This is a genomic window from Streptomyces sp. NPDC050743 (assembly GCF_044456925.1).
In the GTDB taxonomy this organism is placed as follows: domain Bacteria; phylum Actinomycetota; class Actinomycetes; order Streptomycetales; family Streptomycetaceae; genus Streptomyces.
This window is the reverse complement of record NZ_JBITGJ010000099.1, coordinates 1-25,648: the sequence shown is the minus strand read 5'-3', so window position 1 is coordinate 25,648 and position 25,648 is coordinate 1. Positions and strand designations below refer to the sequence as shown.

Here is a 25,648-nt window from a genome sequence, read left to right as displayed (position 1 = left end):
CCGCACTCCACAACCTTAAGCTCGACATCCGGTAAACGAAGCACCCCGCGCGGGGCAGCAGTTTCCTGCCCGCATTACGTGATGGCTCTTAGGCGACGGTGCACTCTCCGTCCATGGACCTCCGGCGCAGGTCAGGCGTAGAACCGGGACAGGCTCTGGAGAACCGCGGCGGGCTTGGTGCCGTCCTCCACCTCGATCGTGCCGTCGACGGTGATCTGCAAGCCGCCGGGCACCTCTTCGACCGAGCTGAGGCGGGCGGCGAGCCGGATGCGGGAGCCGGCCTTCACCGGCGCGGGGAAACGCACCTTGTTCAGGCCGTAGTTGACCTTGGTGGTCACGCCCCGCACGTCCAGCAGTTCGGTGAAGAGGGGTATGAAGAGGGACAGGGTGAGGTAGCCGTGCGCGATCGGCGCGCCGAAGGGGCCCTGGGCCGCCCGCTCCGGGTCGGTGTGGATCCACTGGTGGTCGCCGGTGGCGTCGGCGAAGGTGTCGATGCGCTCCTGCGTGACCTCGATCCACTCGCCGGCGCCGAGGTCGCTGCCGGCGAGCTTCTTCAGTTCGTCCAGGCCATTGACGGTGATGCTCATAAGGTGCCCTTCGGTTCAGGGTGTCGGGGTGCCGTAGCGGTGGCGTACCCGGGACTTGAGGAGTTTTCCGGAGGCGGTGCGCGGGAGTTCGTCCGTGACGACCACCGACTTGGGGATCTTGTACTTGGCGAGCCGCCCGGTCAGCGAGGCCAGCACCTCGTCCGGGTCGAGGTCGGCTCCCGGGGCGGGGACGACGACCGCGCGGGGCACCTCGCCCCACTTGTCGTCGGGGACACCGATCACCGCGCACTCGGCGATACCGGGGTGGGCGAGGAGGAGGTCCTCGATCTCGGCGGGGTAGACGTTCTCCCCGCCGGAGATGATCATGTCCTTGATCCGGTCGACGATGTGCACGTAACCGTCTTCGTCGACCCGGGCCGCGTCCCCGCTGCGGAACCAGCCGTCCGCGAAGGCGGCCTCGGTCTCTTCCGGCAGTCCCCAGTAGCCGGCCATGACATGCGGTCCGCGCACCACGACCTCGCCGGTCTCGCCGACGTCGACCGGGGTGAGGTCGGGCCGTACGACCCGTACGTCGCTGAAGAAGTGCGGTACGCCCGCCGAGCCCGCCTTCTCGACCGCGTGCTCCGCGTCGAGGAAGAGCGTGCCGGGCGCGGCCTCGGTCATGCCGTAGCCTTGGAGGAAGGTGAGGCCGCGCTGCTGGTAGGCGGCGATGAGCGGGGTCGGCACCGGTGATCCGCCGCAGGTCAGGATGCGCAGGGACGACAGGTCGGCGTCCGCCCAGCGGGGGTGCCTGGCGACCTGGTCGAACATCGCCGGCACCCCGAACATGAAGGTGATCCGGTGCCGTTCGATCAGGTCGAGGGTGGTCTCCGGGTCGAAGGCCTCGACCAGGACGCAGGTGCCGCCCTTGAGCAGCACCGGCAGGGTCAGCATGTTGAGGCCCGCGGTGTGGAACAGCGGTGCGGAGACCAGGGCGCGTTCGTCGGCGATCAGGTCGTGGTCGACCAGGACGTTGACGGCGTTCCAGATGAGGTTGCCGTGGGTGAGCATCGCGCCCTTGGGGCGGCCGGTCGTCCCCGAGGTGTACATGATGATGCAGGTGTCGTCGGGCGTGACCGGTTCGTCGATCGGCTCGTCCGACGCGGCTGCCAGGGCCTGTTCGTACGCGTCACCGATCTCGATGCGGGTCCGTACGTCCGTCTCACCCGGGAGTCCCGCGACGAGTCCGGCGTGTGCGGGGCCGTGGACGAGCACCTTGGCGCCGGAGTCGGCGAGTTGGTAGGCGATCTCGGGGCCGGCGAGGCGGGTGTTGAGGGGGACGAAGACCGCGCCGAGGGTGCCGGCGGCGAACAGTGTCTCCAGGTAGGCCGGGTGGTTGGGGCCGAGGTGGGCGATGCGGTCGCCGCGCCGGACGCCCCGGGCGCGCAGGGCGTGGGCGAGGCGGGTGACCCGTGTGTACAGGGTGCGGTAGTCGGTCGGCCGCCCGTCGTGGATCAGGGCCGTGCGGTGCGGGGTCTTGCGGGCCCGGCGTGCGGGCCACGACCCCAGTCCCTCGTTGCGCATCTGACACCCCTTACGGTTTCGTCAGTCCGAGCAACCGGGCCGCGTTCTCCTTGAGGATCTTCGGCCTGACCTCGTCCTTGATGGACAGCTTCGCGAAGTCGGCCAGCCACCGGTCCGGGGTGAGCACCGGGAAGTCGGAGCCGAACAGCACCTTGTCCTTCAGCAGCGTGTTGGCGTACTGCACCAGCTGCGGCGGGAAGTACTTCGGCGACCAGCCGGAGAGGTCGATGTGCACACCGGGCTTGTGGGTCGCCACCGCCAGGGCCTCGTCCTGCCAGGGGAACGACGGATGCGCCAGGATGATCTTCAGGTGGGGGAAGTCGGCGGCCACGTCGTCCACGTGCAGCGGGTTGGAGTACTTCAGACGGATGCCGCCCCCGCCGGGAACGCCGGCGCCGATGCCGGTCTGGCCGGTGTGGAAGAGCGCGATGGTGCCGGTCTCCTCGATCACCTCGTACAGGCCGTACGCCACGGAGCGGTCGTTGGGGAAGAAGCCCTGGATGCTGGGGTGGAACTTGAAGCCCCGTACCCCGTACTCCTCGACGAGCCGTCGGGCCTGCCGCACGCCCGCCTTCCCGCGGAAGGGGTCGATGGAGGCGAACGGGATCAGCACGTCGGGGTGGGCGGCCGCGGCCTCGGCGACCTCCTCGTTGGGGACGGGCTCGGTACCGGTCGCGGACTCGGCGTCCACCGTGAAGACGACGGCGGCCATCCGCCGCTCACGGTAGTACGCGGCGATCTCCTCCAAGGTGGGCTTCCGATTGCCCTCGACCTTGAAGTAGGCGGAGGAGGCGTCGTGCAGGTCGTTGTCCAGGGAGGAGTGGCCCTTGGAGGACACCTCCGCGTGGGTGTGGACGTCGATCGCGACCAGTTCGTCCGGTCTGCGTGCGGATGTCATCACGCCTCCGGGAGCTTCGGGGCGGGGATGCCCACGGTCTGCGGCTCGGCGCCGACCGAGGTGGGCCAGGCGTCGGCCAGGGAGTCGGGGGTCCAGCCGCCGTCGGCGTAGGCGGTCCGGATCTCCTGCGGATGTGACCACAGTGCCACCTTGTCGCCGCCGATGCCGATGCACTGACCGGTGATGCCGCGGGCGGCCCCGGAGGCCAGGAAGGGGACGAGGGCCGCGCAGTCCTCGGGGGTGCCGAAGCCCTCCCCCTTGCGCAGGAACGCCGGCAGCGGTGCACCGTTCCTCATCGCCTCGACGTACGGGGCGAAGGCGGGGATGGTCTCGGTCATCGCGGTCGCCGCGACCGGCACGATCGCGTTGACGGTGATGTCGGCGCGGGCCAGTTCCATGGACCAGGTGCGGGCCATCGCGGCGATCCCGGCCTTGGCGGCGGCGTAGTTGGTCTGGCCGAAGTTGCCGCGCTGCCCGGCCGGGGAGCCGACGAGGACGAGCGTGCCGCCGTCGCCCTGCTCGCGCATGCGGACGGCGGCGGCGCGGGCGCAGGTGAAGGTTCCCCTGAGATGGGTGGTGATCACCGCGTCGAAGTCGTCGTCGGTCATCTTCCACAGCACCTTGTCGCGCAGGATGCCCGCGTTGGTGACCAGGATGTCGAGCCGGCCGAACTCCTCGACGGCGCGGTTCACCAGCCGGTCGGCGGCCTCGGAGGTGCCGACCGGGACCACCTCGGCGACGGCGGTGCCGCCGGCCTCGGTGATGGACTTGACGGCCTGCTCGGCCACGGCTTCGTCGATGTCGTTGACGACCACGGACGCGCCGTGGGCGGCGAGGGCGTGCGCGTAGGCGAGGCCGAGGCCCCGGCCGCTTCCGGTGACGACGGCGGCCTGGCCGGTCAGATCGATGGTGGGCACGAGCGATCCCTTCGCATGGGGTGGTCGTGGGGAGATCGAAGCTAAGAGCAATAATTGTTGTCGTCAATAGTTGTTGCCGACCTTCTGGTGCGTCATGCTGGACTCCGCACGCGAGAAGCCATCCCCGGCGATGCCGAGACCGGCGCCCCGGGGACCGAGACCAGGGAGCCCGCCATCGCCCGTCAGCACATCGAGGACCCGTCCCCCATCGACGCCGACGAGCCGTGGATGCGGGCACTGCACGCGGACACGGGCTATCTGCTGTATCGGCTGGGCCTGCGCTCGGGTCAGTTGTTCAACGCGTCCCTGCAGGAGTCGGGGCTGCGGCTGCGGCACTACGCCGTGCTGCGCTTCCTCGCCACCACCGAGGGCGCGCTGCAGCGCGAGCTCAGCGCCCGGCTCGGCTACGACCCGAGCGCGATCGTCGGTCTGGTGGACGACCTGGAGAAACTGGGCTTCGCCGAGCGCCGCCCCGCCCCGGAGGACCGTCGCAGCCGCATCGTCGTCCTCACCGAGGACGGCCGGGCCTTCCTCCGCGACACGGACCAGGCAGGTCAACGCGTGACCGACGAACTGCTCACCCCGCTCGACCCCGCCGAACGGGAGACGCTGCACGCCCTCCTGCTGCGCGTCGTCGACAACGGGCTCGCCTGACCCTTCGGTCGTCGCGTGTATGCAGGGACGAGGCCTCGTAAGGTATCCGCGTGACCGGTCCTGTCCCCCGCCCGCAGTCCCTCCTGCTCAGCTTCCTCGGCGACGAGGTGCTGGGCCGCGGGGTGTGCGTGTACACGGGGAGCGTCATCGAGGTGTTCCGGCGCGCCGGCGTCGGAGAGCAGGCCACCCGGTCCACCCTCACCCGCATGGTCGGCCGCGGTCTGCTCAGCCGCCGGCGCGAGGGCCGGCGGACCTATGTCGGCCTCACCGACCGCTCGGAGGCGATCCTCCGTGACGGCGAGCGGCGCATCTGGAAGACGGGCGCGGTCAACCAGGACTGGGACGGTACCTGGACCCTGCTCGGCTTCTCGCTGCCGGAATCATGGCAGCGCCAACGGCACGACCTGCGCTCCCAGTTGGCCTGGGCCGGCTTCGGTGCGCTGTTCAGCGGGCTGTGGATCGCGCCCGGCGAGGTCGACGTCTCCGGGATCGTCGCCGAGTTGGGCCTGGAAGCGCATGTGAAGGTCTTCCGGGCGCACGCGGACGCCGGCATGGACATCGCCGAGATGATCGACGACACCTGGGACCTGGATGAACTGGCCGCTCACTACCGGGAGTTCGTGACGTCCTGGCGGCCGTACGCGTCCGGTGGCGCGGACCTGGCCGCCGAGGACGCCCTCGCGCTGCGCCTCCGGCTGACCGCCGAGTGGCTCCAAGTGATTCGCGGCGACCCCCGGTTGCCCGTACGCCATCTGCCGGCGGACTGGCCGGCGGCCGCGGCTGAGAAGACGTTCCGCGCGGCCCACTCCCTGCTGGAAGCGCCCGCCCGGGACGCGGCGCGCCGGCTGATCGAGACGATTCCGGCGGTCTAGCACCGTACGTGCCCGCCACACCTCCGCGCGGCCTTCGCCCTCAGCGATGTTGTGCATTCTCTTGACCGCCGCAAGAAATCAGCCCTACATTCCTCCACACCTTCGTTCAGTGCACTGAGCATCTGCCGATCTCCCCGGGTCTTCGCTCCGCAGCCGCCCACAAGGAGCCTCCTCCATGCCTGCCAGCACCCGCCCCCGAACTCCCCGTACCCGTCTGCGCATCGCCCTGGCCGCCCTGGCCACGCTGGCGACCGCGACCCTCACGGCCGTCCCCGCGCCGGCCGCCCAGGCGGACACGCCGACCACCGGCCACCTCACCGGCACCCTTCCCGACGGCGCGACCTGGATCGCGGACGTCCCCGCCCACTGGAACGGCACCCTGCTGCTGTTCAGCCACGGTTTCGGCCCCACCGTCGCCAAGGACGCGCCCTCCGACGCCGTACGCACCGAATTGCTCGCCGAGGGCTATGCGATGGCCGGGTCGTCGTACGACCCCCATGGTTCGATGTGGGCCCTGAACAGCGCCGAACGCGACCAGTTCGCCACGCTCGACGCCGTCACCGGCACGATCGGCACCCCGCGCCGCACCCTCGCCGTCGGCCAGTCCATGGGCGGGCTCGTCAACGCGCAGATCGCCCGCGACGGCGCCGGCCGCGTAGACGGCGCACTCGGGCTGTGCGGCCTGGTCGCGGGCGGCACCGACCTGGACAACTACCAGCTCGACGCCGAGTACACCATCGCCCGGCTGCTCCTGCCCGGGCAGGACGTCGACCTGGTCCGCCTCGGCTCCGCCGACGCGGCGGCCGCCACCGCCAAGAAGCTGACCGACGCCGTCACCGCCGCACAGACCACCCCGCAGGGCCGCGCCCGGATCGCACTGGCCGCGGCCTTCCTCAACCTGCCCGCCTGGGCGCCCGGACAGGACCGGCCGGCACCGACAAACTGGGCGGGCCAGGAGGAACAGCAGTACACGTGGTTCGCACAGGGCATCCTGTCGTTCGTCGAGGGCGGCCGGTACGCCGTCGAGCAGTCCGCCGGCGGCGACAACTCCTGGAACGCGGGCGTCGATTACGCCCGGCTGCTCGCCGGCTCCGTCCACGCACCGCAGGTCCGCGCCCTGTACCGGGAGGCCGGACTCGACCTGGGCGCCGACCTGACATCCCTGACCCGGGACGCCGCGATCACCGCCGACCCCGCCGCGGTCCGCACCGCGCAGCGCACCTCCTCCGCCGGGCAGGGCCTCGGCGTACCGCTGCTGGACGTGCACACGATCGCCGACAACCTGGTCCCGGTCGAACAGGAACGGCAGTTCGGCGACCGGGTGCAGACGGCCGGGGACGGGGCGCTGCTGCGGCAGGCCTACGTCGAGCGGCAGGGCCACTGCACGTTCACCACCGCCGAGACCGTGGCCGCCCTGCACGCGCTCGAACACCGCGTCTCGTCCGACCACTGGGACGACGCCGCGGCCCCGGCCGCGCTCCAGCGGTCCGCCACCGCGCTCGGTCTGGACGGGGCGGCGTACATCCCCTACCGCCCGGCACACCTGACCGTCGGCCGGGACCGCCCGGCGCACCCCACCCACCACTGAGATCGGGACCCGCCCATGTCCGACACATCCGCCGCCCCACGCACATCCCTCCCCCTCGGCACCCTCGTCGCCGGCTGTCTCGCCGTCTGCCTCGCGCAGATCGGACTCGCCATACCGGCCACCCTCAACGGCCTGTTCCAGGAACACCTCCACCCCGTCGGCTCCCAACTCACCTGGATCTCCGACGCCTTCCTGCTGCCCGTCGCCGTGCTCGAACTCTCCTTCGGCGTCCTCGGCGACCTCTTCGGCCGCAAACAGCTCCTCGTCGGCGGCGCCGCGCTGCTGTGCGCGGGCGAGGTCGTCGCCGCGAGCGCCGCAGGCATCCATCAGCTGTGGCTGGGGCAGGCGCTGGCCGGTCTCGGCGCCGCCGCGCTCTTCCCCACCTCGCTCGCCATGATCGCGGCCGGCACACACACCGGCCCGCAGCGCGCCCGCGCCATCGCCGTATGGGCCTCCAGCCTGTCCGCGGGCGGCTTCCTCGCCCCACTGCTCGGCGGGATCACCGGCACCTACGGTTCGTGGCGCTCGGCGTTCGTGGTGGTCGCCGTACTGGCCGCAATGAGCGCCCTGGTGAGTCTGTGGCTGGCCACCAACTCCAATTCCTCGGAAGGCCGTTCACTCGACGTCGGCGGCCAGATCACCATCGGTGTCGGTCTGTTCGCCCTGCTGTACGCCGTCATCCAGGGGCCGACCGACGGCTGGGGATCGACTCCCGTGGTCGTGGCATTCGTCATCGCCGCGGTGTTCGTCGGCTTGTTCGTGGCCGCCGAGAGCCGGGCCCGCTCCCCTCTCCTGCGCCTGGACCTGTTCCGCAACCGTTCCTTCGCGATCGCGTCGGTCGTCGCCGTCGTGGGCATGTTCAGCTTCCTCGGCACGGCATACGCGGCGAGCATCCGGCTCGGCCCCATCCAGCACCAGAGCCCGATGCGCACCGCCTTCGCGTTCCTGCTGCTCAACGGCATCACCCCGGTCCTCACGCCGCTGACCTCCCGGCTGCTGCACCGGCTGCCCGCCCGGGCGCTGCTCACCACCGGGCTGACGCTGATCGCCGCGGGCGACTTCCTGGCCGCCGGGCTCGACGTCGGCAACCGGAACCTGGCCTCGCTCATCCTGCCGCTCGGGCTGGTGGGCATCGGCTTCGCCTTCACGGTGTCGTCCATCACCGCGACCGCCGTCAACACGGTGCCCCTGCCGCTGGCCGGCATGGCGAGCGCGGCGACCAACCTGCTGCGCGACTTCGGCTTCACCCTCGGCCCCGCGGTCATCGGCGCGGTCGCGCTGAGCCAGGCGGCGTCCCGGGTGACCTCCTCGCTGGCCACCTCGTCGTCCCTGAACGCCGAGTCAAAGGCCGCGGCGCACGCGGTGCTGCGGGAGGGCGGCCCCCTCGCCCTCAACTCCGTCCCGGCCACCTCCCCACCGGGCGCCGCCCGCACCTACGCCCTGGACGCCCTCGGCCACGGCTACGGCATCGGATTCGTGGTGTGCGGCTCGGCCGCCCTGTTCTCGGCCCTGCTGGTGGTGACGGCACTGCGCGGGCGTACGGCGGAGGAGAGCGCGTCGCCGGCGGAGAACGGCACGGAACGGACCGCCCTGATCACGGGGTGACGCCCACTCGGCGGGCCCCGGGGCTGCTCGGCGCCCCGGGGCCCGCCCATGGCATCAGGGGCGCTGCACCGACGGCACAGCTGCTGCGGTGCCGCGTGCGCAGAACCCGAAGGCGAGCGCGAGCCGGAACGGCTGGTGTTAATCGCTTTATCAGCCCCAAGCCCCCAGTAGGCTCCTATCGTTGGCTGATGCGCGCACACCCTATTGACCGCCCGGCCGATCTCGACGTCGTACGTGAGTCCTACGACCGGGTGGCCGACAACTACGCCCACATGGTCGTGACGACGGGAGTCGGCGACATCCGTAAGCATCCATGGCTCAAGGCGTCGATCGACGCCTTCGCCGACACCGTGCGCGGGCTCGGGCCTGTCCTCGACGTCGGCTGCGGGCCCGGAACGGTGACCGCCTACCTCGCCGAACGCGGACTCGATGTATCCGGGGTTGATCTCTCTCCTCGCATGATCGAGAACGCACGCCGACTTCATCCGGAGTGCCGCTTCGCTGTCGCTTCCGCCACCGAGCTCGACCTCGATGAGGCCTCTCTGGGCGGCGTGCTCGGGTGGTGGTCACTGTTCAACCTCCCCCGGGACGTCCTTCCCCAGGTACTCGCCCTGTTCGCGCGCGCGTTGAAGCCGGGCGGGCACTTCATCACCGCAACCCACGTCGGCGACGAGGACGCGGTGCGCACCGAGGCCTACGGAGGCGTGCCCGTCCGTTGGACGACACACAAGTGGCGGCCGGAACAACTCGTCGGCCTGATCGAGCAGGTCGGCCTGAACCCGGTCGCCGAACTGCGGCTGCCCCCGGAGGAGTACAGCGGGCCCGGCCTGGTCGTCATGGCCAAGCGCCCCGGCTGACGGTCAAGGGGAATCGAAGCGGCACAGGGTCTTCCGCGAGGGCCAAGCAGCGCTCCGCCGGGCAATCGACGCACCGCGGTGGGCGGGCAGTGGCTGCTGCTCGCCCACCGCAAGCCCCGGGGACGGGCCGACGGCGCAGAGCCGTCTTGGCGCGACAGGCTGTCCAACCGCGCGGATCAGTTCGTCCCCGACTGGCCCTACACGACTCTCAACGGCGCCCGGACCCCTTCCGCCGGGCGGCGGAAGGGGTCCGGCACCTTGTCGGCCGCCGCCTGCGGCGTCAGGGCGCACGTCGTCAACGCACCGCTCGCCCGCAGCGACCGCGGCCCGATCCGGCCACGGCCACGATCGCCCTGCGCACGGGCGAGATCCACCGGCTGCCCGCACCCTGCCTCCGCACGCCGGACCCGGAGCCGCCAGGGACTCAGGTCTCGTGGGACCGGCTCACCGGCCGGCCACCGTCGCCTGACGCGCGGCCGGGGCCGCTCCAGGACCGCCGTCGAGGCCGAGCACGTCCAGGATCTCCTCGACGCTCTGCCTGGCGTCGCCGAAGAGCATGCTGCTGTTCTCGCGGAAGAAGAGCGGGTTCTGCACGCCCGCGTATCCGGAGGCCATGGAGCGTTTGAAGACGATGACCCGCTCCGCCTCCCAGACGCGCAGCACCGGCATGCCGGCGATCGGACTGCTCGGGTCCTCGGTCGCTGCCGGGTTGACGGTGTCGTTGGCGCCGATGACCAGCACGACGGAGGTGTCGGCGAAGTCGTCGTTGATCTCGTCCATCTCCAGGACGATGTCGTACGGCACCTTCGCCTCGGCCAGCAGCACGTTCATGTGTCCGGGCAGGCGCCCGGCGACGGGGTGGACGCCGAAGCGGACCTCGACGCCCCGGTCGCGCAGCCGGCGCGTCAGCTCGGCGACGGGGTGCTGGGCCTGGGCGACGGCCATGCCGTAACCGGGGGTGATGATCACCGAGCGGGCCTGCGCGAGCATCTCGGCCGCCTCCGCGGCCCGCACCTCGCGGTGCTCGCCCTGCTCCTCGCCCCCGACCGAGGGGGCTTCGATGCCGAAACCGCCCGCGATGACGGAGAGGAAGGACCGGTTCATCGCCTTGCACATGATGTAGGACAGGTAGGCGCCGGAGGAGCCCACGAGCGCGCCCGTGACGATGAGCAGGTTGTTGTCGAGCAGGAAGCCGGCCGCGGCCGCAGCCCAGCCCGAGTAGCTGTTCAGCATGGAGACGACGACGGGCATGTCGCCGCCGCCGATCGAGGCGACCAGGTGCCAGCCGAGGGCCAGCGCCAGCGCGGTGACCGCGATCATCAGCGGCAGGTTCGGGCTCATCGTGAACCAGACGGTCAGCACGACGAAAGCGCCGAGCGCGCCCACGTTGAGCGCGTTCTTGCCCGGCAGCATCAGCGGCCGGGACTTGATGCGCGCCGAGAGCTTCAGGAACGCGACGATCGAGCCGGTGAAGGTGACCGCTCCGATGAAGATGCCGATGAACACCTCGGCGTGGTGGATGCCCAGCAGGTCGGCGCCGATCCGGGTCTGCGCCGTGCCGTGCACCTCCACCTCCAGGTAGCTGTTCCACCCCACCAGCACCGCGGCGAGTCCGACGAAGCTGTGCAGCACGGCGATGAGTTCGGGCATCTGTGTCATCTCGACCCGGCGGGCCCGCCACAGGCCCATGGCCGCGCCGAGCGCCATCGCGAGCACGATCAGCGCGACCGCGCCTGCGGTGATGCTCTGCGCCGCCACCACGATGGTGGCGACCAGGGCGAGGGCCATGCCTGCGATGCCGTAGACGACGCCGGCGCGGGCGGTGCGGTGCTGGGACAGGCCGGCCAGGCTGAGGATGAACAACAGGGCGGCGACCAGGTCGGCAGCGTGGGAGGCCGTCAGGGAGGTCATCTGGGCTCAGCCTTTCGAGAACATGGACAGCATGCGGCGGGTGACGGCGAAACCTCCGAAGATGTTGACACTCGTCAGCAGGATCGCCACGAAGGACAGCGCGGTGACGATCCGGCCCTCGTGCCCGATCTGCAGCAGGGCGCCGATCACGACGATTCCGGAGATCGCGTTGGTCACCGACATCAGCGGGGTGTGCAGCGCGTGGTGCACCTTGCCGATGACGTAGTAGCCGATCACCACCGCCAGCGCGAACACCGTGAAGTTCTCCGCGAGTTGCGCCGGAGCGAACGCGACCAGCAGGAACATCGCGAGCATGCCGAGCCCGATCAGGCCGAAGCGGCCCGCGGGCGAGAGCTTCGGCTGCTCTGGCTCGGTCTTGACCGGTGCTGCCGCCGCTTGCGCGGCGGGCGCGGCCGATACCGCCACGGGCGGAGGCGGCCAGGTGACCTCGCCGTCCCGCACCACTGTCACGGCGCGCTGCACGACGTCGTCGAAGTCGATCGCGAGCCGCCCGTCCTTGCCGGGGGTGAGCAGCCGCAGCAGGTTCACCACGTTGGTGCCGAACAGCTGCGAGGCCTGGGCGGGCAGCCGGGAGGCGAGGTCGGTGTAGCCGACGATGGTCACCCCGTTGTCGGTGACCACCGCACGCCCCGGCACGGTGCCCTCGACGTTGCCCCCCTGGGCGGCGGCCATGTCGACGATGACGCTGCCCGGCTTCATGACGGCCACGTCCTCGGCGGACAGCAGACGCGGCGCCGGCCGGCCCGGGATCAGCGCGGTGGTGATCACGACGTCCACGTCCGCTGCCTGCTCGTGGTAGAGCTCGGCGGCGGCACGGTCGTAATCGGCCGAAGTCGCCTTCGCATAGCCGTCGGTGCTTGCCTCCTGGACGACGTTCACCGGCAGGTACTCGCCGCCCAGCGACTTCACCTGGTCCGCGACCTCGGGCCGCGGGTCGGTGGCCCGCACGATGGCGCCGAGGCTGCAGGCCGCGCCGATCGCCGCCAGACCGGCCACACCCGCGCCGGCGACGAGCACCTTCGCTGGCGGCACCTTGCCCGCCGCGGTGACCTGGCCGGTGAAGAACCGGCCGAAGACGTGCGCGGCCTCGATCACCGCCCGGTACCCGGCGATGTTCGCCATCGACGACAGCACGTCCATCGACTGCGCGCGCGAGATGCGCGGCACCGCGTCCAGCGCCAGAGCGGTCACCCCGGCACCGGCGAGCGTCCGAAGCAGCTCGGGCCTTTGTGCGGGCGCCAGCAGGGCGACCAGGGTCGCGTCCTGCCGCAGCCGGGTGATCTCCGCGTCGGAGGGGGAGTTCACTTTCAGGACGACATCCGCGTCCCAGGCCTCGCCGATCTCGGCGCCGCTGTCGAGATAGGCCTGGTCGTTGAAGCCGGACGCCGCGCCGGCCTCGGACTCCACCACGACTTCGTAACCGAGGCCGAGCAGCTGACGCACGGTCGCCGGCGTGGCCGCGACGCGTGTCTCACCGGAGACAGACTCGGCCACCACGCCGACGCGCTGAGGGGTGGGGTGCGCAGGTTGTTGTGCAGACATTTCTCGTGTTCTCTCCCGGAAGGCGGGGTTGACGGACCATCCGCGATCAGAGGACGTCCACAGGGCTCATCCCGGAGGACGTCGGCCGTGGGAACCTACCCGTCGAAGCCGCCCCTGCCTACGGGGCATGGCCGTGGTGTGTTTCACTCGGCGGTCGCTGTCCCGCCGTTCGGGTCCGAACACCGCGCCCCGAAACGGGACGGTGCCGCGGCCCGCTCCCCTCCCGGGGGCAGGCCGCGGCACGGTGTGTGTCAGCCGGCGGTTCGGGTCTCCGTTCCGGGCCCGTGCCCTGTCCCCTGTTCGAAGCGCGCGTGGAACCGCCGGGTGTGGTCCACGTGGCGTTCCGGGCCGGTCAGGGCGACTCTCGCCGTCAGGCGGACGTCGGCGCTGGATGCTGACAGACGCAGGTGCAGTTCACCCGGTTCGACCACCCGTCGTCCGTCGCGGCCGGTGAAGGAGGCGAGGTCGGCCGGCACGGTCACCCGCAGGCGCCGCTCCTCGCCCGGGGCGAGCGGGACCCGGGTGTAACCGACGAGGCGCTGCACGGGCTGGACGACGGAGGCGACGGGGTCGTGCAGGTAGAGCTGGACGACCTCGGTGCCGTGCCGCTCCCCTGTGTTGCGCACGGTGAAGGCCAGGGAGAACTCTCCTGCGGTGTCCGCCTCCGCCTGATCGACCGACAGGTCGTCCCAGTGGAAGGACGTGTAGGACATGCCGTGCCCGAAGGCGAAGGCCGCCGTCGGGTCGATGCTGGAGACGTCGCTGACCTGGGCGAGCCGGGCGCCGAGGTAGGTGGCGGGCTGAGCGCCGGAGCCACGCGGCACGCTGACGGGCAGGCGCCCGGAGGGGTTGGTGCGGCCGCTCAGCACGCCGGCGATCGCGGTGGTCCCTTCGGCGCCGGGGAAGAAGGACTGCACGATCGCGGCCGCCTCGTCCACCGCGCGGCCGAGGGCGTACGGCCGTCCGGCGAGCAGGACCGCGACGACCGGGCTGCCGCTGTCGAGCAGGGCGTCCAGCAGGTGCTGCTGGGCTCCCGGCAGGGTCAGCGACTCGCTGTCGCAGCCTTCGCCGCTGGTTCCGCGGCCGAACAGACCCGCGCGATCTCCGAGGGCGGCGACGACGACGTCGGCCTCGCGCGCGGCGCGGACGGCCTCGTCGATGCCGGTCACGTCGCCGTCGTCGACACCGGTGCCGCGTACGACGGTGAACTCGGCGTCGGGGAACTCGTGCCGGAGGGCGTCGTCCAGCGTCGGCAGGTCGATGCCGGCCGGCGTCTCCGGGTGGTGCACGCCGACGTGCTGGGGGAAGGAGTAGCAGCCCAGCACCGCCGTGCCCTCGGTCGCGTTGGGGCCGATCAGGGCGATGCGGCGCGGCCGGTCCAGCGGCAGGGTGCCGTTGTTGGCCAGCAGCACGACCGCTTCCTCGGCGATGGTCCGGGCCAGTTCCCGGTTGGCCGGCGAGTCCAGGTCGATGGTGCCGCGCAGGGGCTCCGGGTCGTCCGGGTCCGCTCCGGCGAGCGCGGCCGGGACCGGGTCCCAGTCGGCGTCGAGCAGTCCTAGCCGGGCCTTCTGGGTGAGCACCCTGCGCAGCGCGCGGTCGATGAGCGACTCGGGCACCCGGCCCTCCGCGACGGCCTCCGCGAGGGGCGCGCCGAACGTCTTCACGGTGGGAAGTTCCACGTCGACGCCGGCTCGCAGGGCCTTGCCCGCGGCCTCGGCCCAGTCGGCGGCGAGACCGTGCAGGGTCTTGAGGAAGGCGATGCCGAAGTAGTCGGCGACGACCGTGCCGTCGAAGCCCCAGGTCTCGCGCAGCAGTCCGGTGAGAAGGTCTTCGTCGGCGACGGAGGGCATTCCGTCGGTGTCGGTGTAGGCGTGCATGACGGAGCCCGCTCCCCCCTCGCGCACCGCCATCTCGAAGGGCGGCAGGATGATGTCCGCCCGCTCGCGCGGGCCCATGCCGACGGGTGCGAGGTTGCGGCCGGCACGGGAGGCCGAGTAGCCGGCGAAGTGCTTGAGGGTGGCGAGGACGCCGGTGGACTGCAGGCCCTGGACGTAGGCGGTGCCGATGCTGCCGACCAGGTAGGGGTCCTCTCCGATGGTCTCCTCGACGCGCCCCCAGCGTGCGTCGCGGACCACGTCGAGGACGGGCGCGAGGCCCTGGTGGACGCCGACGGACCGCATGTCGCGGCCGATGGCGGCGGCCATCCGGCGAACCAGGTCCGGGTCGAAGGTGGCGCCCCAGGACAGGGGCACGGGGTAGGCGGTGGCGCCCCAGGTGGCGAAGCCGGCCAGGCACTCCTCGTGTGCCAGGGCGGGGATGCCGAAACGGTTCGCCGCAGCGATCCGCTTCTGGGTGCGCGACAGCGACAGGGCGCCGAGCGCGGGGTCGACGGGCGCGGTGCCGAAGGGGCGGGTGAGCTGTCCCAGACCGGTGGGCAGGAGGGCCTCGAGGTCGACGGCCTCCTCCATGTCGTGCTGGTGGGGGGCGACTTCGCCGCCCTCGGCGGAGGCGCCGACCCACACGCCGTACAGTTGGCCGATCTTCTCGTCCAGGCTCATCGCGTCGATCAGCGCGGACACACGGACGGCGATGTCCTGGGTGGGGTCGTTCCAGAGAGGGGCTTCGGGGGTGGTCTCTACGGCCACGTTGGCGGTCACTTTCCTCCCACGCCCATCAGACCCTGGACGAGGGCCCTGCGGGCGAACAGGTAGACGAGCAGGACGGGCACCATCGACAGCATCACGGCGCCCAGCAAGCCGGGGATGTCGATGCCGTGTTCGGTCTGGAAGTTGTACAGACCCAGGGTGATCACCTTGGTCGAGTCGGACTGGGTCAGGACGAGCGGGAACAGGAAGCCGTTCCAGGCCTGGAGCGCGGAGAACACCACGATGGTGGACAGGCCGCCGCGCGAGAGCGGGACGACGAGCTGGAAGAACATCCGCCGCGGGGTCGCCCCGTCCACCGTCATGGCCTCGAACAGCTCCGGTGAGATGTCGCGCATGGCGCCGCTGAGGATCAGGGCCGACATCGGCAGGCAGAACGCGGCGGTGGGCAGGATGATGCCCAGGAGGTTGTCGTACAGGCCCGCTTCGCTGATCAGATAGAACATCGGGACGATGACGGCCTGGGCGGGGATGGCCAGGCCCAGCAGGAACAGCCGGAAGATCTGCGAGGTGACCCGGCTGCGGCTGCGGACGATGGCGTAGGCGAGCGGCGGTACGAGCAGGAGCACCACGCCGACGACGCAGACGGTGACGATGATGGTGTTGAGGAAGTACCGGCCGAAGCCCGAGTCGAAGGCCGAGGTGTAGTTGTGCAGGGTGAAGTCGTGGGGGAAGGACAGCGGTCCGCTCTTGGCGTAGTCCTGCCGGGTGCGCAGGGTCGCCGCGAGCATCACGTACAGCGGAAGGCCCACCAGGACGAGCCAGACGATCGAGCCCGCTCCTGCCGGGTAGTTGGGGTGTCGCCTCATGAGACACCCTCCATGTCGCTGCGCATCTTGTCGTAGCCGGAGACGCGGACGACGATCAGCGAGATGATCGTGGCCGCGATGACCAGGCACAGCGCGATGGCCGAGCCCGCGCCGAAGTCGAAGCCTTGGAAGGCCTTTTGGTACATGTAGTAAGCGCTGATCGTGGTGTCGCTGCCGGGGCCGCCCTGGGTCAGGATGAGCACCGTCTCGAACGTGGTGAGCCCGCCGACGACCATGAGGATCATCGAGGTGATCATCGAGTTGCGCAGCTGGGGCAGGGTGATGTGGAAGAACTGGCGGTAGCGTCCCGCGCCGTCGATCTCGGCCGCCTGGTACAGCACCTGGGGTATGGCGCGGGCGGCACCCTGATAGATCAGTGTGTGGAACGGCGTGAACTGCCAGGTGCTGACGAAGGCGAGCACGCCGATGGCGGTGGCCTGCTTGCCGAACAGGTTGCCGTCGCCGAACAGCCAGGTCATCCGTGCGGGGATGCCGAAGTTGGGGTCGAGCAGCGCCCGCCAGAGCACCGACACCGCGGTGGAGGAGAGCAGCAGCGGGACGAAGTAGATCGCCGACAGCACCGCGCGGTTGCGCTGGTGCCCGGCGGCCCACACGCCGAGCACGATGCTCAGCGGTGTCTGCAGGACCACGCCCAGGGTGGTGAGCAGGAGCGTGAGCCAGATGCTCTTGATCATCACCGGGTCGTCGAGGATGCGGTGCCAGTTGTCCAGGCCGACGAACTGGGGGGACCCCAGGCCGCTCCAGCTCATGAAGGACAGCACCGCCACCACGACGAGCGGGACGAGGGCGAAGAGGGCGAAGAAGACGGTCGCGGGCAGCGCCCAGAGGAAGGTCGGGCGCGTGCCACGGGCGGCGCGGGTCTCTTCCGGCCGGCGCCGGGCCCCCTTGGGGGCCGCGGCGGCGGGCGGAGCGCTGGTGGTCTGTGAGCTCATGAGGGGTTTCACTTGGCAGGGAGGGCCTGCATGGCCTTGATGAAGCCGTCGGCGTCCATCTGTCCGTTGAAGAACTGCTGGACGGCCTGGTGGATGGGCGTGATGGCCGCCGGCGGGTAGGCCTGGTCCCACGACAGCTGGAAGGACTTGGCCTTGGCGACGAGGTCGTACTGGAAGCGCGAGTACGCCGGGCTGGCCGACTGGTCCAGGAACTTCGGGGTGTTGGTCGTCGTCGGCAGGTTGCCGATGGACATCTGGGCCTTGACGAACTCGTCGGAGTACATGAGCTTCAGGAACTTGGCGACGGCGTCAGGGTGCTTGGTCCGCTTCAGCACGGAGTAGAAGTTGTTGGTGTTGCCGGCCACGTCGGAGATGTCGCCCTTGCCGCCCGGGATGGTCGGGAACGTGCTGTAGCCCAGCCCCTTGGCGGCGAAGTCCTTCGCGTCCTGCTGCTGCTGTGCGTAGTACCAGGACCCCATCAGCTCGAAGCCGGCCTTGCCGGAGGCGACGAGCGCCGGCGAGGCGCCGTTGGTGTACTTCACCGAGTCGTAGTTCTTGCCGAAGGCTCCGGTGTCGACCAGCTGCTTGAGCATGCCCAGTGCCTTCTTGCTGTCCGGGCTGGCCCACGCGTCCTTGTCGCCGTCGAGGGCCTTCTGGAACAGCTCCGGCCCGGCGACCCGGTCGTAGACGTACTCGAACCACATCAGGGTCGGCCACTGGTCGCCGCCGCCGAGGGCGATCGGCGTGACGCCCTTGGCCTTCAGCTTCGTCACCGCGTCGAGGAGCTGGTCCCAGGTCTGGGGCGGCTGCACGCCCGCCTTGTCGAGCACGTTCTTGTTGTTGAACAGCAGTACCGGCTGGGTGCCGCGCATGGGAACGCCGTAGGCCTTGCCGTCGACGACCGCGCTGTTGAAGACGGCGGGCAGGAACTTGTCCTTCAGCCCGGGGTCCTTCTTGATGAAGTCGTCCAGCGGCATCAGCAGGCCGGCCTTGACGAACGGCTGGATGCTGCCGCCGCCCCAGTTGAAGAAGATGTCGGGCGCCTTCGGAGTGCTGATGATCGTCTGCAGTTTCTGCTGGTAGTCGGCGCCGGGGATGGTGTCGAGTACGGCCTTGACGTCCGAGGTCTTGTTGAAGGTGTCGACGATCTGCTTCTCGACCTTGTTGCTGGCGTCCCCGTAGACCAGCACGTGGATCTTGCCGTCGTTCGCGGAACCTCCCCCGCTGCCGTTCCCGCAGGCCGCAAGACTCGCCGCCAGGGCGAGCGTCGTGGCGCAGACGAGCACCCGGGACATCCGTGTGCGCATGATCATCCGCCTTCCGAAAGTTTCGGCACCGTTACCGAAAGTACTGCGGCGGACAGTAGGCCCAGTTGGAAGAATCGGTCAACGGTCGTGCATCCGCGCGGCCAAACCGTTATCGCTCGCCATGGCCTATGCTGCGGCCATGCGTGAAGAAGACCAGGTGGCCCGCCGAGTCACGCTGGCGACCGTGGCCACAGAAGCCGGCGTCTCGCTTCCGACAGTTTCGAAGGTGCTCAACGGTCGTTCGGATGTATCCCCCGCGACCCGGGCCAAGATCGAGCACCTCCTGGAGGTCCACAGCTACCGCCGGCGCGCGCAGGGCCCGCCGCCGACCCCGCTCATCGAGATCGTCTTCCACGAGCTGGAGAGCGTCTGGGCCATGGAGCTCATCCGGGGCGCGGAAAACGTCGCCAAGCAGCACAACGCGACCCTCGCGCTCACGGAGAGCGGGACCCGGCAGGCTCCCGGCCCCGAGTGGATAGAGGGGGTGCTGCGCCGCCGGCCCTTGGGCGTGCTCCTGGTCTTCTCCACCCTGCCCGAGGACGTGAAGAGGCAACTCGCCTCGCGGGCCATTCCCTTCGTCATCGTGGACCCGGCCGGTGATCCGGATCCCGATGTCCCGTCCGTCGGCTCGGCCAACTGGGCCGGCGGGCTGGCCGCCACGCGCCATCTCACCGACCAGGGCCACCGCCGCGTGGCCATCATCACCGGCCCCGAGGACCTGATGTGCTCGCTGGCGCGCCTGGACGGCTACCGCTCGGCGATGGCGATGGCCGGTCTCGAAGCGGACCCTTCGCTGATACGTTTCGGTGACTTCCACGTCCAGGGCGGCTTCGAGCACGCACTCGACCTGCTGCGGCACCGGGACCGGCCCACGGCGATCTTCGCCGGCAGCGACCTGCAGGCTCTCGGAGTCCTGGAGGCGGCGCGCGTTCTGGGCCTCAGCGTGCCCGGGCAGCTGTCGGTGGTGGGGTACGACGACGTGCCGCCGGCCCAGTGGTCGAGCCCTCCGCTGACCACGGTTCAGCAGCCTCTCCAGCGCATGGCCGAGGAAGCGGCCCGGATGCTTCTGCAACCCCCGGACGCCAAGAAGTCCGCCTCGCGCATCGAGCTGGCCACGCACCTCGTGGTCCGGCAGAGCACCGCGCCGCCCGCACAAGGGTGAACAGCGGTCTTGGAAAGTTTCGCCGCGCGGCTGTTTCGTCCCGAACGGCGAGACCAACGCCACGGTGCGGGCGGTCGAGGCCAAGAACGGTCTGACACCGAACATCTGGGACATCGACTCGCAGGACTGGCACGGCGCGAGCACGGACGTGATCGTGCAGACACTGGCGAGCAAGGGCTTGTGTGCCGGCAGGATCTCGCCGGAGACCGGCCGCGCCGTCGCACCATGACAGGGCCTCAGGCCCGTCGCTGGAACGACCGTTCTTCGCAGCGAGCACCCTTACGGTCAGTCCGGCCCGGTCCTGTACGGGACCGGGCGGCCACCGGCTCGGTCGCGGGGATCGACGACGTCGTCGTGCGCGCGAGCGCGCACCCAGCCGAACAGCACCACCGAGCACAGCGCGGCGACAGCGCACCAGGTCGACACGAACTCCAGCCGCCAGAGCACCCAGCACACCGTCGCGCCAACGGCGACCAGCATGCCCAGTACGAGCAGCCGCCGGTCACCGGACAGCAGCAGAGAGCCCACCGTGGCCAGCAGGTAGCCCATGACGAGCAGCGGTACGGGGGAGACATGCAGGACGTACCCGACGGTGTGGCCGCGGATCTCGGCCGTCACCGGCTCGGTGGCGAGGCCGTGGGCGAGCACCGCGGCGGTCACCGCTGCTGCGGCGAGCGGGACGAGCAGCCGGAACCGGGCACGCGGCGGGGCCGCACACATCACTGCCGCCGGGACCCACACCGCCAGCAGCGGCAGGGCGATGACGGCCCATGCGACGGTCGCGGGTCCGCCTCCCCCGCCCGAGTGCCACACCGCGGACTCTACGATCTGATGGGCTCCCAGCAGCAACGGCAATGCGGCAAGCGGGAGTTCCCGGCCGCTGCGCACGAGCGCCACACAAGCCACCCCCACCGCGGCGACGCCGCTGCCTGCCACGAGGTCCGCCGTCGCACTCCAGCACATCACGCCGCCAAAGGGTCGCCGTCGAGCGGTCCGTCACGGGCCTCCGCTTCTGCCGCCGATCACGCTACGTCCTTTGTCGCGGGACCCGATGATGATTAGCTTGCCCCGGCCTTCGCGCCACCATCCGCCCGGCATCAGGAGGAGTCCGCAGCATGAGCAGTGGCTACGCGTACGAGTACAAGGTCGTCACCTTCCGGGAGTCGCTGATCGGCGACGCGTTGGACAGCGACAAGCTGGAGAAGGTCCTCAACAAGCACGCCGAGGACGGCTGGGGCCTGAAGGCCATCACCTCCGCCGACGTCAAGGGCCGCATAGGGCCCGGAGCCGTGGAAGGACTGCTGCTGACCTTCGAGCGCCCGCGACAGTAACGCGCGCGGAGCCGCACCGGCACGGCGCAGGACGGGGCGGAGGCACGCGTCCGGCCTTGTCCGGGCAGGTCCACCGGCACCCCGCCGGGGGCCTGCCGCGCCGGGGGACGGCTGCGTGATCGTCTGTGGCCCGTGCATATGCCACAGCGGTCCGTCCGAAGACACACCCGGGTGCATGTGAGACCGTGGTGTCAGCAACCCCCTCTGCGGATGCGGCCGACACGATGGATCTCAGAGATCTGGCCGACAAGCCGGGGGGCGACCCGTTCGGCATCACATCTGCCGCCGTCGCCCTCGTGGACGTACACGGCCTGATCCGCTACTGGAGCCGCAGGGCGGAAGACCTCCTCGGGTATCCGGCGTCCAGCGTGCTGGGGCGGCCCGTGACCTCCCTCCTCACCAGCGACCGCTCAGCGGCGTCCCTGGTCGCCGCGGCGCAGCAGGTCGGGGAGGGCTGGGAGGGGCTGATCACCGCGCGTCACCGGGCGGGCCACCCGGTCGAGCTGGCCCTGCGGGTGTGTGCGCTGCATGCGGAGCAGAGTTCCGTCTGGCTCGCCGTGGCCTGCGAGGTCATCGAATCGCGCCGGTGGGAACTCGATCAGGCCGTGGTGCGCGGCCTCCTGGAGGAGTCGCCGATCGGCATCGCCGTCCTCGACAGTGAGCTGCGCTGCCAATGGATGAACCAGGCACTGGCCGCCATGGAGGGCCTGCCGGCCGACCACACGGCCTCGCGCGCGTCCGCGCCCGCCGGTCTGGAACAGGTGCCCTCGGCAGTGGACTGGCAGGCGCGCCAGGCGCTGATATCGGGCCGGGTCACGCCGGCGGTGGAGCACGTGGCGCCCCGGCACGGCATGTCACGCCGGAACTCGTACGGACGGCTCAGGCTCCGCTCGTCGTTCCCGCTGCGGGACGCCGACGGCAAGACGCTCGGGGTGTGTCACACCGCCGTCGACTTCACCGCCGAGGACCGCGCACGTGAGCGGCTCGCCCTGGTCAACGAGGCGGCCCAGCGCATCGGCACCACCCTGGACCTCGACCGCACGGTGCGGGAGCTGGCCGAGGTCCTCGTGCCGCAGCTCGCCGACTTCGTGGCGATCGACCTCTTCCAGGGCGTCCTCGCGGCCAGGGACCTCAACCCGGGGCCGCTCACCGGCGGCACGCTCCAGCGGGCGGTGCACCTGTCGATCCACGAGGAGGTGCCGGAGGCGATCATTCCCATCGGGGAGCCCGCCGGGTACCCGGCGCAGTCCCCGCAACGGCGTTGTCTGACCACGAGCCGGCCGATCCTCGATCCGGTGCTGGACCCGACGACGTGGTGGCTGGCCGACGACTCGCAGCGCCAGGCCAAGATCGTCAGTCTCGGCGTGCACACCCACCTGGTGGTGCCGCTCCGTGCGCGGGGCGTGACCATGGGGGTGGTCACGCTGCTGCGCTGGGAGAACCCCAGCCCGTTCGACGAGGACGACCTGCTGCTCGTGGAGGAGCTGGTGGCGCGGGCCGCGGTGTGCGTGGACAACGCCCGGCGGTTCGTCCGCGAGCACAATGCGGCCCTCGCCCTGCAGACCAGTCTGCTGCCCCCGGACCTGCCCGATCACTGCGCAGTCGAGGTCGCCTACCGCTATCTGCCGGCCGACGCCGAGGCAGGCGTGGGCGGCGACTGGTTCGACGTCATCCCGCTCTCCGGCGCCCGCATCGCCCTGGTGGTGGGGGACGTGGTGGGCCATGGCATCCACGCCGCGGCCAGCATGGGCCGGCTGCGTGCGGCGGTACAGACACTGGCCGACATGGATCTGCCCCCCGACGAGCTCCTCGCCCATGTCGACGATCTCGTGCTGCGCCTGGCCGACGAGGCGGAAGCGTCCGAGCACGGGCCGGTGGTGTTCGGCGCGACCTGTGTCTACGCGGTCTACGACCCGATCTCACGGAAACTCAACGTGGCGCGTGCCGGACACCCCACCCCTGCCATCGCCCATCTCAGCGAGCCGGTCGAACTGCCCGACATCCCCGCCGGCCCCCCGCTGGGTCTGGGCGGTCTGCCCTTCGAGTCGGCCGAGATCGAACTGGAGGAGGGCAGCGTCGTCGCCCTGTACACCGACGGCCTGATCGAGGCCTCCGACCGTGACGTCGACGTCGGCTTCGAGCGGCTGTGCTTCGCCCTGGCCCACCCCGACCGGCCGCTGGAGGAGATCTGCGACACGATGGTCCGCATTCTCCTTCCGGATCGTCCGCCCGACGACGTCGCCTTCCTCATCGCCCGCACGCGCGCCCTCGCCCCCGACCGGGTGGCCTCCTGGGAGGTGCCCGCCGATCCCCGGGCGGTGCACGAGACGCGCGACAACACCGCCCGGTGCCTGGCCGATTGGGGCCTGGAGGACCTCGCCTTCACCACCGAGCTGATCGTGAGCGAGCTGATCACCAACGCCATCACGCATGCCTACGGGCCGATCAACCTGCGTCTGATCCACGAGAAGACCCTCATCTGCGAGGTGTCGGACGCCAGCAACACCTCCCCCCATCTGCGCCGTGCCCGCACCACCGACGAGGGAGGGCGGGGTCTCTTCCTCATCGCGCAGGTCACCCAGCGCTGGGGCACGCGGTACACGGCCACGGGCAAGACCATCTGGGCGGAGCAGCAGGTGCCGGACGACCCGTCCTGCTGAGGATGGTCCGTCCGCCTGAAGGACACTCAGCGGGACGCAGACGCCGTCCACTCCACCGCAGAACGACGCCCCGGTAGCGATCCGCAGGCCGGATCGGTGCCCCGTCGCTACCGCGTCCGTCGTGCCTGGACGTAGGACAGCCATGGCCGCAGGTCGCCGCGCCCGGTCAACTCGAAGCCGGCGTCCGTGACAAGGGCGTCCAGCAGATCGACCCGGTGGTGCGCCATGGCATCGCCCACCCCGCCGTGCACCAGGTGCCGGCCGATCCTGCTCTTCGGCGGCCGGAACTCCGCGACCAGCAGCCGGCCGCCGGGCCCCAGCACGCGGTACATCTCGCGCAGGGCCGTGGGCCGCAGCTCCTCCGGCAGATGGTGCAGCATCAAACTCGTGACGACGGTGTCGAAGGAGGCGTCCGGAAAGCCGAGGGCCTCGGCGACACCCTCACGGTAGTCACAGGGGGCACTGTCCGGGCGCCGGTTCCTGCCGCGGGCGTAGTCGAGGACCGGCGGGGAGGGATCCACGCCGGTCACCGCGCCGCCCGGGCCGATCCGGGCGGCCATGTGCCGGGTCAGGCAGCCGGTGCCGCATCCCACGTCCAGGACGCGGTCGCCCGGTACGGCGCCGCTCAGCTCCGCGAGGCGCGCGAAGACGCGGCCGCGGCGGCCGGCGAAGCAGAGGGCGCCGAAGACTTCGTACGCCCGCGGGGTTGCGATGGTCACGCCGGGCGTGTCCGCGTGCGGCTTGCCCTGCATGAGGTGTCCGAGAGGCATGGCCCCCCTCCATAACTTAGTCACGACTAAGCTCGATCCCAACTTAGTTCCGACTAAGAAGAACGGCAAGGGGGCATACGATGATCGTGTGACCGAGCCCCGATCCCGCACGCGTACCCGTCTGAGCGCGACAGAGCGCCGTGCCTCGATCCTCGCCGCGGCCACCCAGGTCTTCTCCGAGGCGGGCTACCAGCGCGGCAAGGTCTCCGACATCGCCCGGCGGGTCGGCGTCACCGAGCCCGTCGTGTTCCAGAACTTCGGCTCCAAGTCCGCGCTGTACAGGGCGGTCCTCGACCATGCCACCGGCGCGGTGTCCGCGCTCCTGCACCAGGCGGCCGACGCGGGCCGGTCCGTCCCCGAGGTGCTCGCGGCCTTCCTGGACCCCGCCCACATGGACCGCTTCCACCGGCCTGGCTCCCATGGCTTCCTCTTCGCCGACGCCACCGCCCTGGCCCACGACCCGGATCTCGGCGAAGCCCTCCGCCAGGTCCACCAGCACCTCGCCGACGCGCTCGCCGACCTGCTCCGCCGCGGCCAGGCCGCCGGCGACGTCCGCGCCGACATCGAGCCCCACACCGCCGCCTGGTGGCTCGTCTCGCTCCTGGCCGGCCGCTCCTTCCGCGCGGCCGTCGTCCCGGACCGCGACACGGTCGAGGCGGAACTGACTCGGCTGGCCCTGCAATCACTGCTGCCGCAGCCGCCCGAAGCCCCGGCCGCGTCCTGACGGCCTCGCGGGAAGAAACCCCGCACAGGACGAGCCGGCGAGCGCTCGTCGTGGTTCTCTGGCTTCCGGGCTGACGACGGCCAGGCGTGTGGGGAACCGTGCCCAAGGCCGGTCCCGCACACGCCTGTTCAGGTGCCGCGCCGTCGCACCTGCGCATGTAGTCACCGTCGTCAGCGAGCCGTGTCGGCTGGTGCCACCACGGGTGCGGTGAGGTCTTCCTCTTCGGGGAGTTCGTCGGTGTCGACGCCGCGTACCTGGGCCAGTTCGTGTTTGAGGGCGGCGAGTTCGGCGCC

The 25,648-nt window shown here is 70.8% G+C and carries 21 protein-coding genes and 2 pseudogenes; 10 read left to right on the top strand and 13 right to left on the bottom strand.

Annotation, left to right across the window (positions count from 1 at the left end; translation table 11 throughout):
- Positions 1 to 131: 131 nt before the first annotated feature.
- From ACIBJF_RS44005 to ACIBJF_RS43990, 4 genes are read right to left on the bottom strand one after another with little or no spacing between them, the layout of a single operon-like run.
- Positions 132 to 587, bottom strand: a complete 456-nt coding sequence (locus ACIBJF_RS44005; protein ID WP_399182841.1) for a MaoC family dehydratase — start codon at positions 585 to 587, stop codon at positions 132 to 134.
- A 15-nt stretch (positions 588 to 602) separates the two neighbouring features.
- Positions 603 to 2,111, bottom strand: coding sequence for a long-chain fatty acid--CoA ligase (locus ACIBJF_RS44000; RefSeq protein ID WP_399182839.1), 1,509 nt, complete (start codon positions 2,109 to 2,111; stop codon positions 603 to 605).
- 10 nt (positions 2,112 to 2,121) lie between these two features.
- Positions 2,122 to 3,009, bottom strand: coding sequence for an amidohydrolase family protein (locus ACIBJF_RS43995; RefSeq protein WP_399182837.1), 888 nt, complete (start codon positions 3,007 to 3,009; stop codon positions 2,122 to 2,124).
- On the bottom strand, positions 3,009 to 3,926 hold the full coding sequence (locus ACIBJF_RS43990) for an SDR family NAD(P)-dependent oxidoreductase (RefSeq protein WP_399182835.1): 918 nt from the start codon (positions 3,924 to 3,926) through the stop codon (positions 3,009 to 3,011). Before ACIBJF_RS43990 ends, ACIBJF_RS43995 begins: the two co-directional genes overlap by 1 nt.
- A gap of 228 nt (positions 3,927 to 4,154) precedes the next feature.
- Between ACIBJF_RS43990 and ACIBJF_RS43985 the strand changes: the two genes are divergently transcribed.
- The 5 genes from ACIBJF_RS43985 to ACIBJF_RS43965 all read left to right on the top strand — a co-directional run bounded on the left by ACIBJF_RS43985 (position 4,155) and on the right by ACIBJF_RS43965 (position 9,502).
- Positions 4,155 to 4,580, top strand: a complete 426-nt coding sequence (locus ACIBJF_RS43985) for a MarR family winged helix-turn-helix transcriptional regulator (RefSeq protein ID WP_399182846.1) — start codon at positions 4,155 to 4,157, stop codon at positions 4,578 to 4,580.
- Between the two features lie 44 nt (positions 4,581 to 4,624).
- Positions 4,625 to 5,452, top strand: coding sequence for a PaaX family transcriptional regulator C-terminal domain-containing protein (locus ACIBJF_RS43980; protein WP_399182845.1), 828 nt, complete (start codon positions 4,625 to 4,627; stop codon positions 5,450 to 5,452).
- A gap of 175 nt (positions 5,453 to 5,627) precedes the next feature.
- Positions 5,628 to 7,040: an alpha/beta hydrolase gene (locus tag ACIBJF_RS43975; RefSeq protein WP_399182833.1), complete on the top strand. Its 1,413-nt coding sequence runs from the start codon at positions 5,628 to 5,630 to the stop codon at positions 7,038 to 7,040.
- Between the two features lie 15 nt (positions 7,041 to 7,055).
- A complete protein-coding gene (locus tag ACIBJF_RS43970; RefSeq protein WP_399182831.1) occupies positions 7,056 to 8,645 on the top strand; it encodes an MFS transporter in 1,590 nt (529 codons plus the stop codon).
- A gap of 188 nt (positions 8,646 to 8,833) precedes the next feature.
- Positions 8,834 to 9,502 carry a class I SAM-dependent methyltransferase gene (locus ACIBJF_RS43965; protein WP_399182829.1) on the top strand — a complete coding sequence of 223 codons (669 nt, stop codon included), beginning with the start codon at positions 8,834 to 8,836 and terminating at the stop codon, positions 9,500 to 9,502.
- 444 nt (positions 9,503 to 9,946) lie between these two features.
- On the opposite strand, the gene pntB is transcribed toward ACIBJF_RS43965, so the two are convergent.
- The 6 genes from pntB to ACIBJF_RS43935 all read right to left on the bottom strand — a co-directional run bounded on the left by pntB (position 9,947) and on the right by ACIBJF_RS43935 (position 18,714).
- Positions 9,947 to 11,413: a Re/Si-specific NAD(P)(+) transhydrogenase subunit beta gene (pntB, locus tag ACIBJF_RS43960; RefSeq protein WP_399182827.1), complete on the bottom strand. Its 1,467-nt coding sequence runs from the start codon at positions 11,411 to 11,413 to the stop codon at positions 9,947 to 9,949.
- A gap of 6 nt (positions 11,414 to 11,419) precedes the next feature.
- The gene (locus ACIBJF_RS43955; RefSeq protein WP_399182825.1) at positions 11,420 to 12,976 is read right to left on the bottom strand and encodes a Re/Si-specific NAD(P)(+) transhydrogenase subunit alpha; all 1,557 of its coding nucleotides are present in this window, start codon (positions 12,974 to 12,976) and stop codon (positions 11,420 to 11,422) included.
- Between the two features lie 251 nt (positions 12,977 to 13,227).
- Positions 13,228 to 15,633 (bottom strand): glycoside hydrolase family 3 N-terminal domain-containing protein, encoded by a 2,406-nt coding sequence (locus ACIBJF_RS43950; protein WP_399182823.1) that lies wholly within the window; start codon positions 15,631 to 15,633, stop codon positions 13,228 to 13,230.
- A complete protein-coding gene (locus ACIBJF_RS43945; RefSeq protein ID WP_399182821.1) occupies positions 15,630 to 16,448 on the bottom strand; it encodes a carbohydrate ABC transporter permease in 819 nt (272 codons plus the stop codon). The genes ACIBJF_RS43950 and ACIBJF_RS43945 overlap by 4 nt, the downstream gene beginning before the upstream one ends.
- Complete coding sequence (locus ACIBJF_RS43940) at positions 16,445 to 17,401, bottom strand: carbohydrate ABC transporter permease (RefSeq protein WP_399182819.1); 957 nt, start codon at positions 17,399 to 17,401, stop codon at positions 16,445 to 16,447. The genes ACIBJF_RS43945 and ACIBJF_RS43940 overlap by 4 nt, the downstream gene beginning before the upstream one ends.
- Before the next feature lie 8 nt (positions 17,402 to 17,409).
- Positions 17,410 to 18,714 (bottom strand): ABC transporter substrate-binding protein, encoded by a 1,305-nt coding sequence (locus ACIBJF_RS43935; RefSeq protein ID WP_399182817.1) that lies wholly within the window; start codon positions 18,712 to 18,714, stop codon positions 17,410 to 17,412.
- A 133-nt stretch (positions 18,715 to 18,847) separates the two neighbouring features.
- Here ACIBJF_RS43935 and ACIBJF_RS43930 point away from each other — a divergent pair, with 133 nt between their 5' ends.
- Both ACIBJF_RS43930 and ACIBJF_RS43925 read left to right on the top strand, forming a co-directional pair.
- Positions 18,848 to 19,870, top strand: a complete 1,023-nt coding sequence (locus ACIBJF_RS43930; protein WP_399182815.1) for a LacI family DNA-binding transcriptional regulator — start codon at positions 18,848 to 18,850, stop codon at positions 19,868 to 19,870.
- Between the two features lie 40 nt (positions 19,871 to 19,910).
- Positions 19,911 to 20,099: pseudogene (locus ACIBJF_RS43925) on the top strand (polysaccharide deacetylase family protein); the annotation flags it as partial.
- A gap of 56 nt (positions 20,100 to 20,155) precedes the next feature.
- On the opposite strand, the gene ACIBJF_RS43920 reads toward ACIBJF_RS43925, so the two are convergent.
- Positions 20,156 to 20,833 (bottom strand): DUF6629 family protein, encoded by a 678-nt coding sequence (locus ACIBJF_RS43920; RefSeq protein ID WP_399182843.1) that lies wholly within the window; start codon positions 20,831 to 20,833, stop codon positions 20,156 to 20,158.
- Positions 20,834 to 20,985: 152 nt separating this feature from the next.
- Between ACIBJF_RS43920 and ACIBJF_RS43915 the strand changes: the two genes are divergently transcribed.
- Positions 20,986 to 21,201, top strand: coding sequence for a DUF4177 domain-containing protein (locus tag ACIBJF_RS43915; protein WP_055703870.1), 216 nt, complete (start codon positions 20,986 to 20,988; stop codon positions 21,199 to 21,201).
- Between the two features lie 224 nt (positions 21,202 to 21,425).
- Positions 21,426 to 23,861, top strand: coding sequence for a SpoIIE family protein phosphatase (locus ACIBJF_RS43910; protein ID WP_399182814.1), 2,436 nt, complete (start codon positions 21,426 to 21,428; stop codon positions 23,859 to 23,861).
- Positions 23,862 to 23,968: 107 nt separating this feature from the next.
- Here the strand turns inward: ACIBJF_RS43910 and ACIBJF_RS43905 are convergent, their stop codons facing one another.
- Complete coding sequence (locus ACIBJF_RS43905; RefSeq protein WP_399182812.1) at positions 23,969 to 24,631, bottom strand: class I SAM-dependent methyltransferase; 663 nt, start codon at positions 24,629 to 24,631, stop codon at positions 23,969 to 23,971.
- Between the two features lie 88 nt (positions 24,632 to 24,719).
- Here ACIBJF_RS43905 and ACIBJF_RS43900 point away from each other — a divergent pair, with 88 nt between their 5' ends.
- Positions 24,720 to 25,355 (top strand): TetR/AcrR family transcriptional regulator, encoded by a 636-nt coding sequence (locus tag ACIBJF_RS43900; protein WP_399182810.1) that lies wholly within the window; start codon positions 24,720 to 24,722, stop codon positions 25,353 to 25,355.
- Positions 25,356 to 25,525: 170 nt separating this feature from the next.
- Here the strand turns inward: ACIBJF_RS43900 and ACIBJF_RS43895 are convergent.
- A pseudogene (locus ACIBJF_RS43895) lies at positions 25,526 to 25,648 on the bottom strand (sugar ABC transporter ATP-binding protein); the annotation flags it as partial.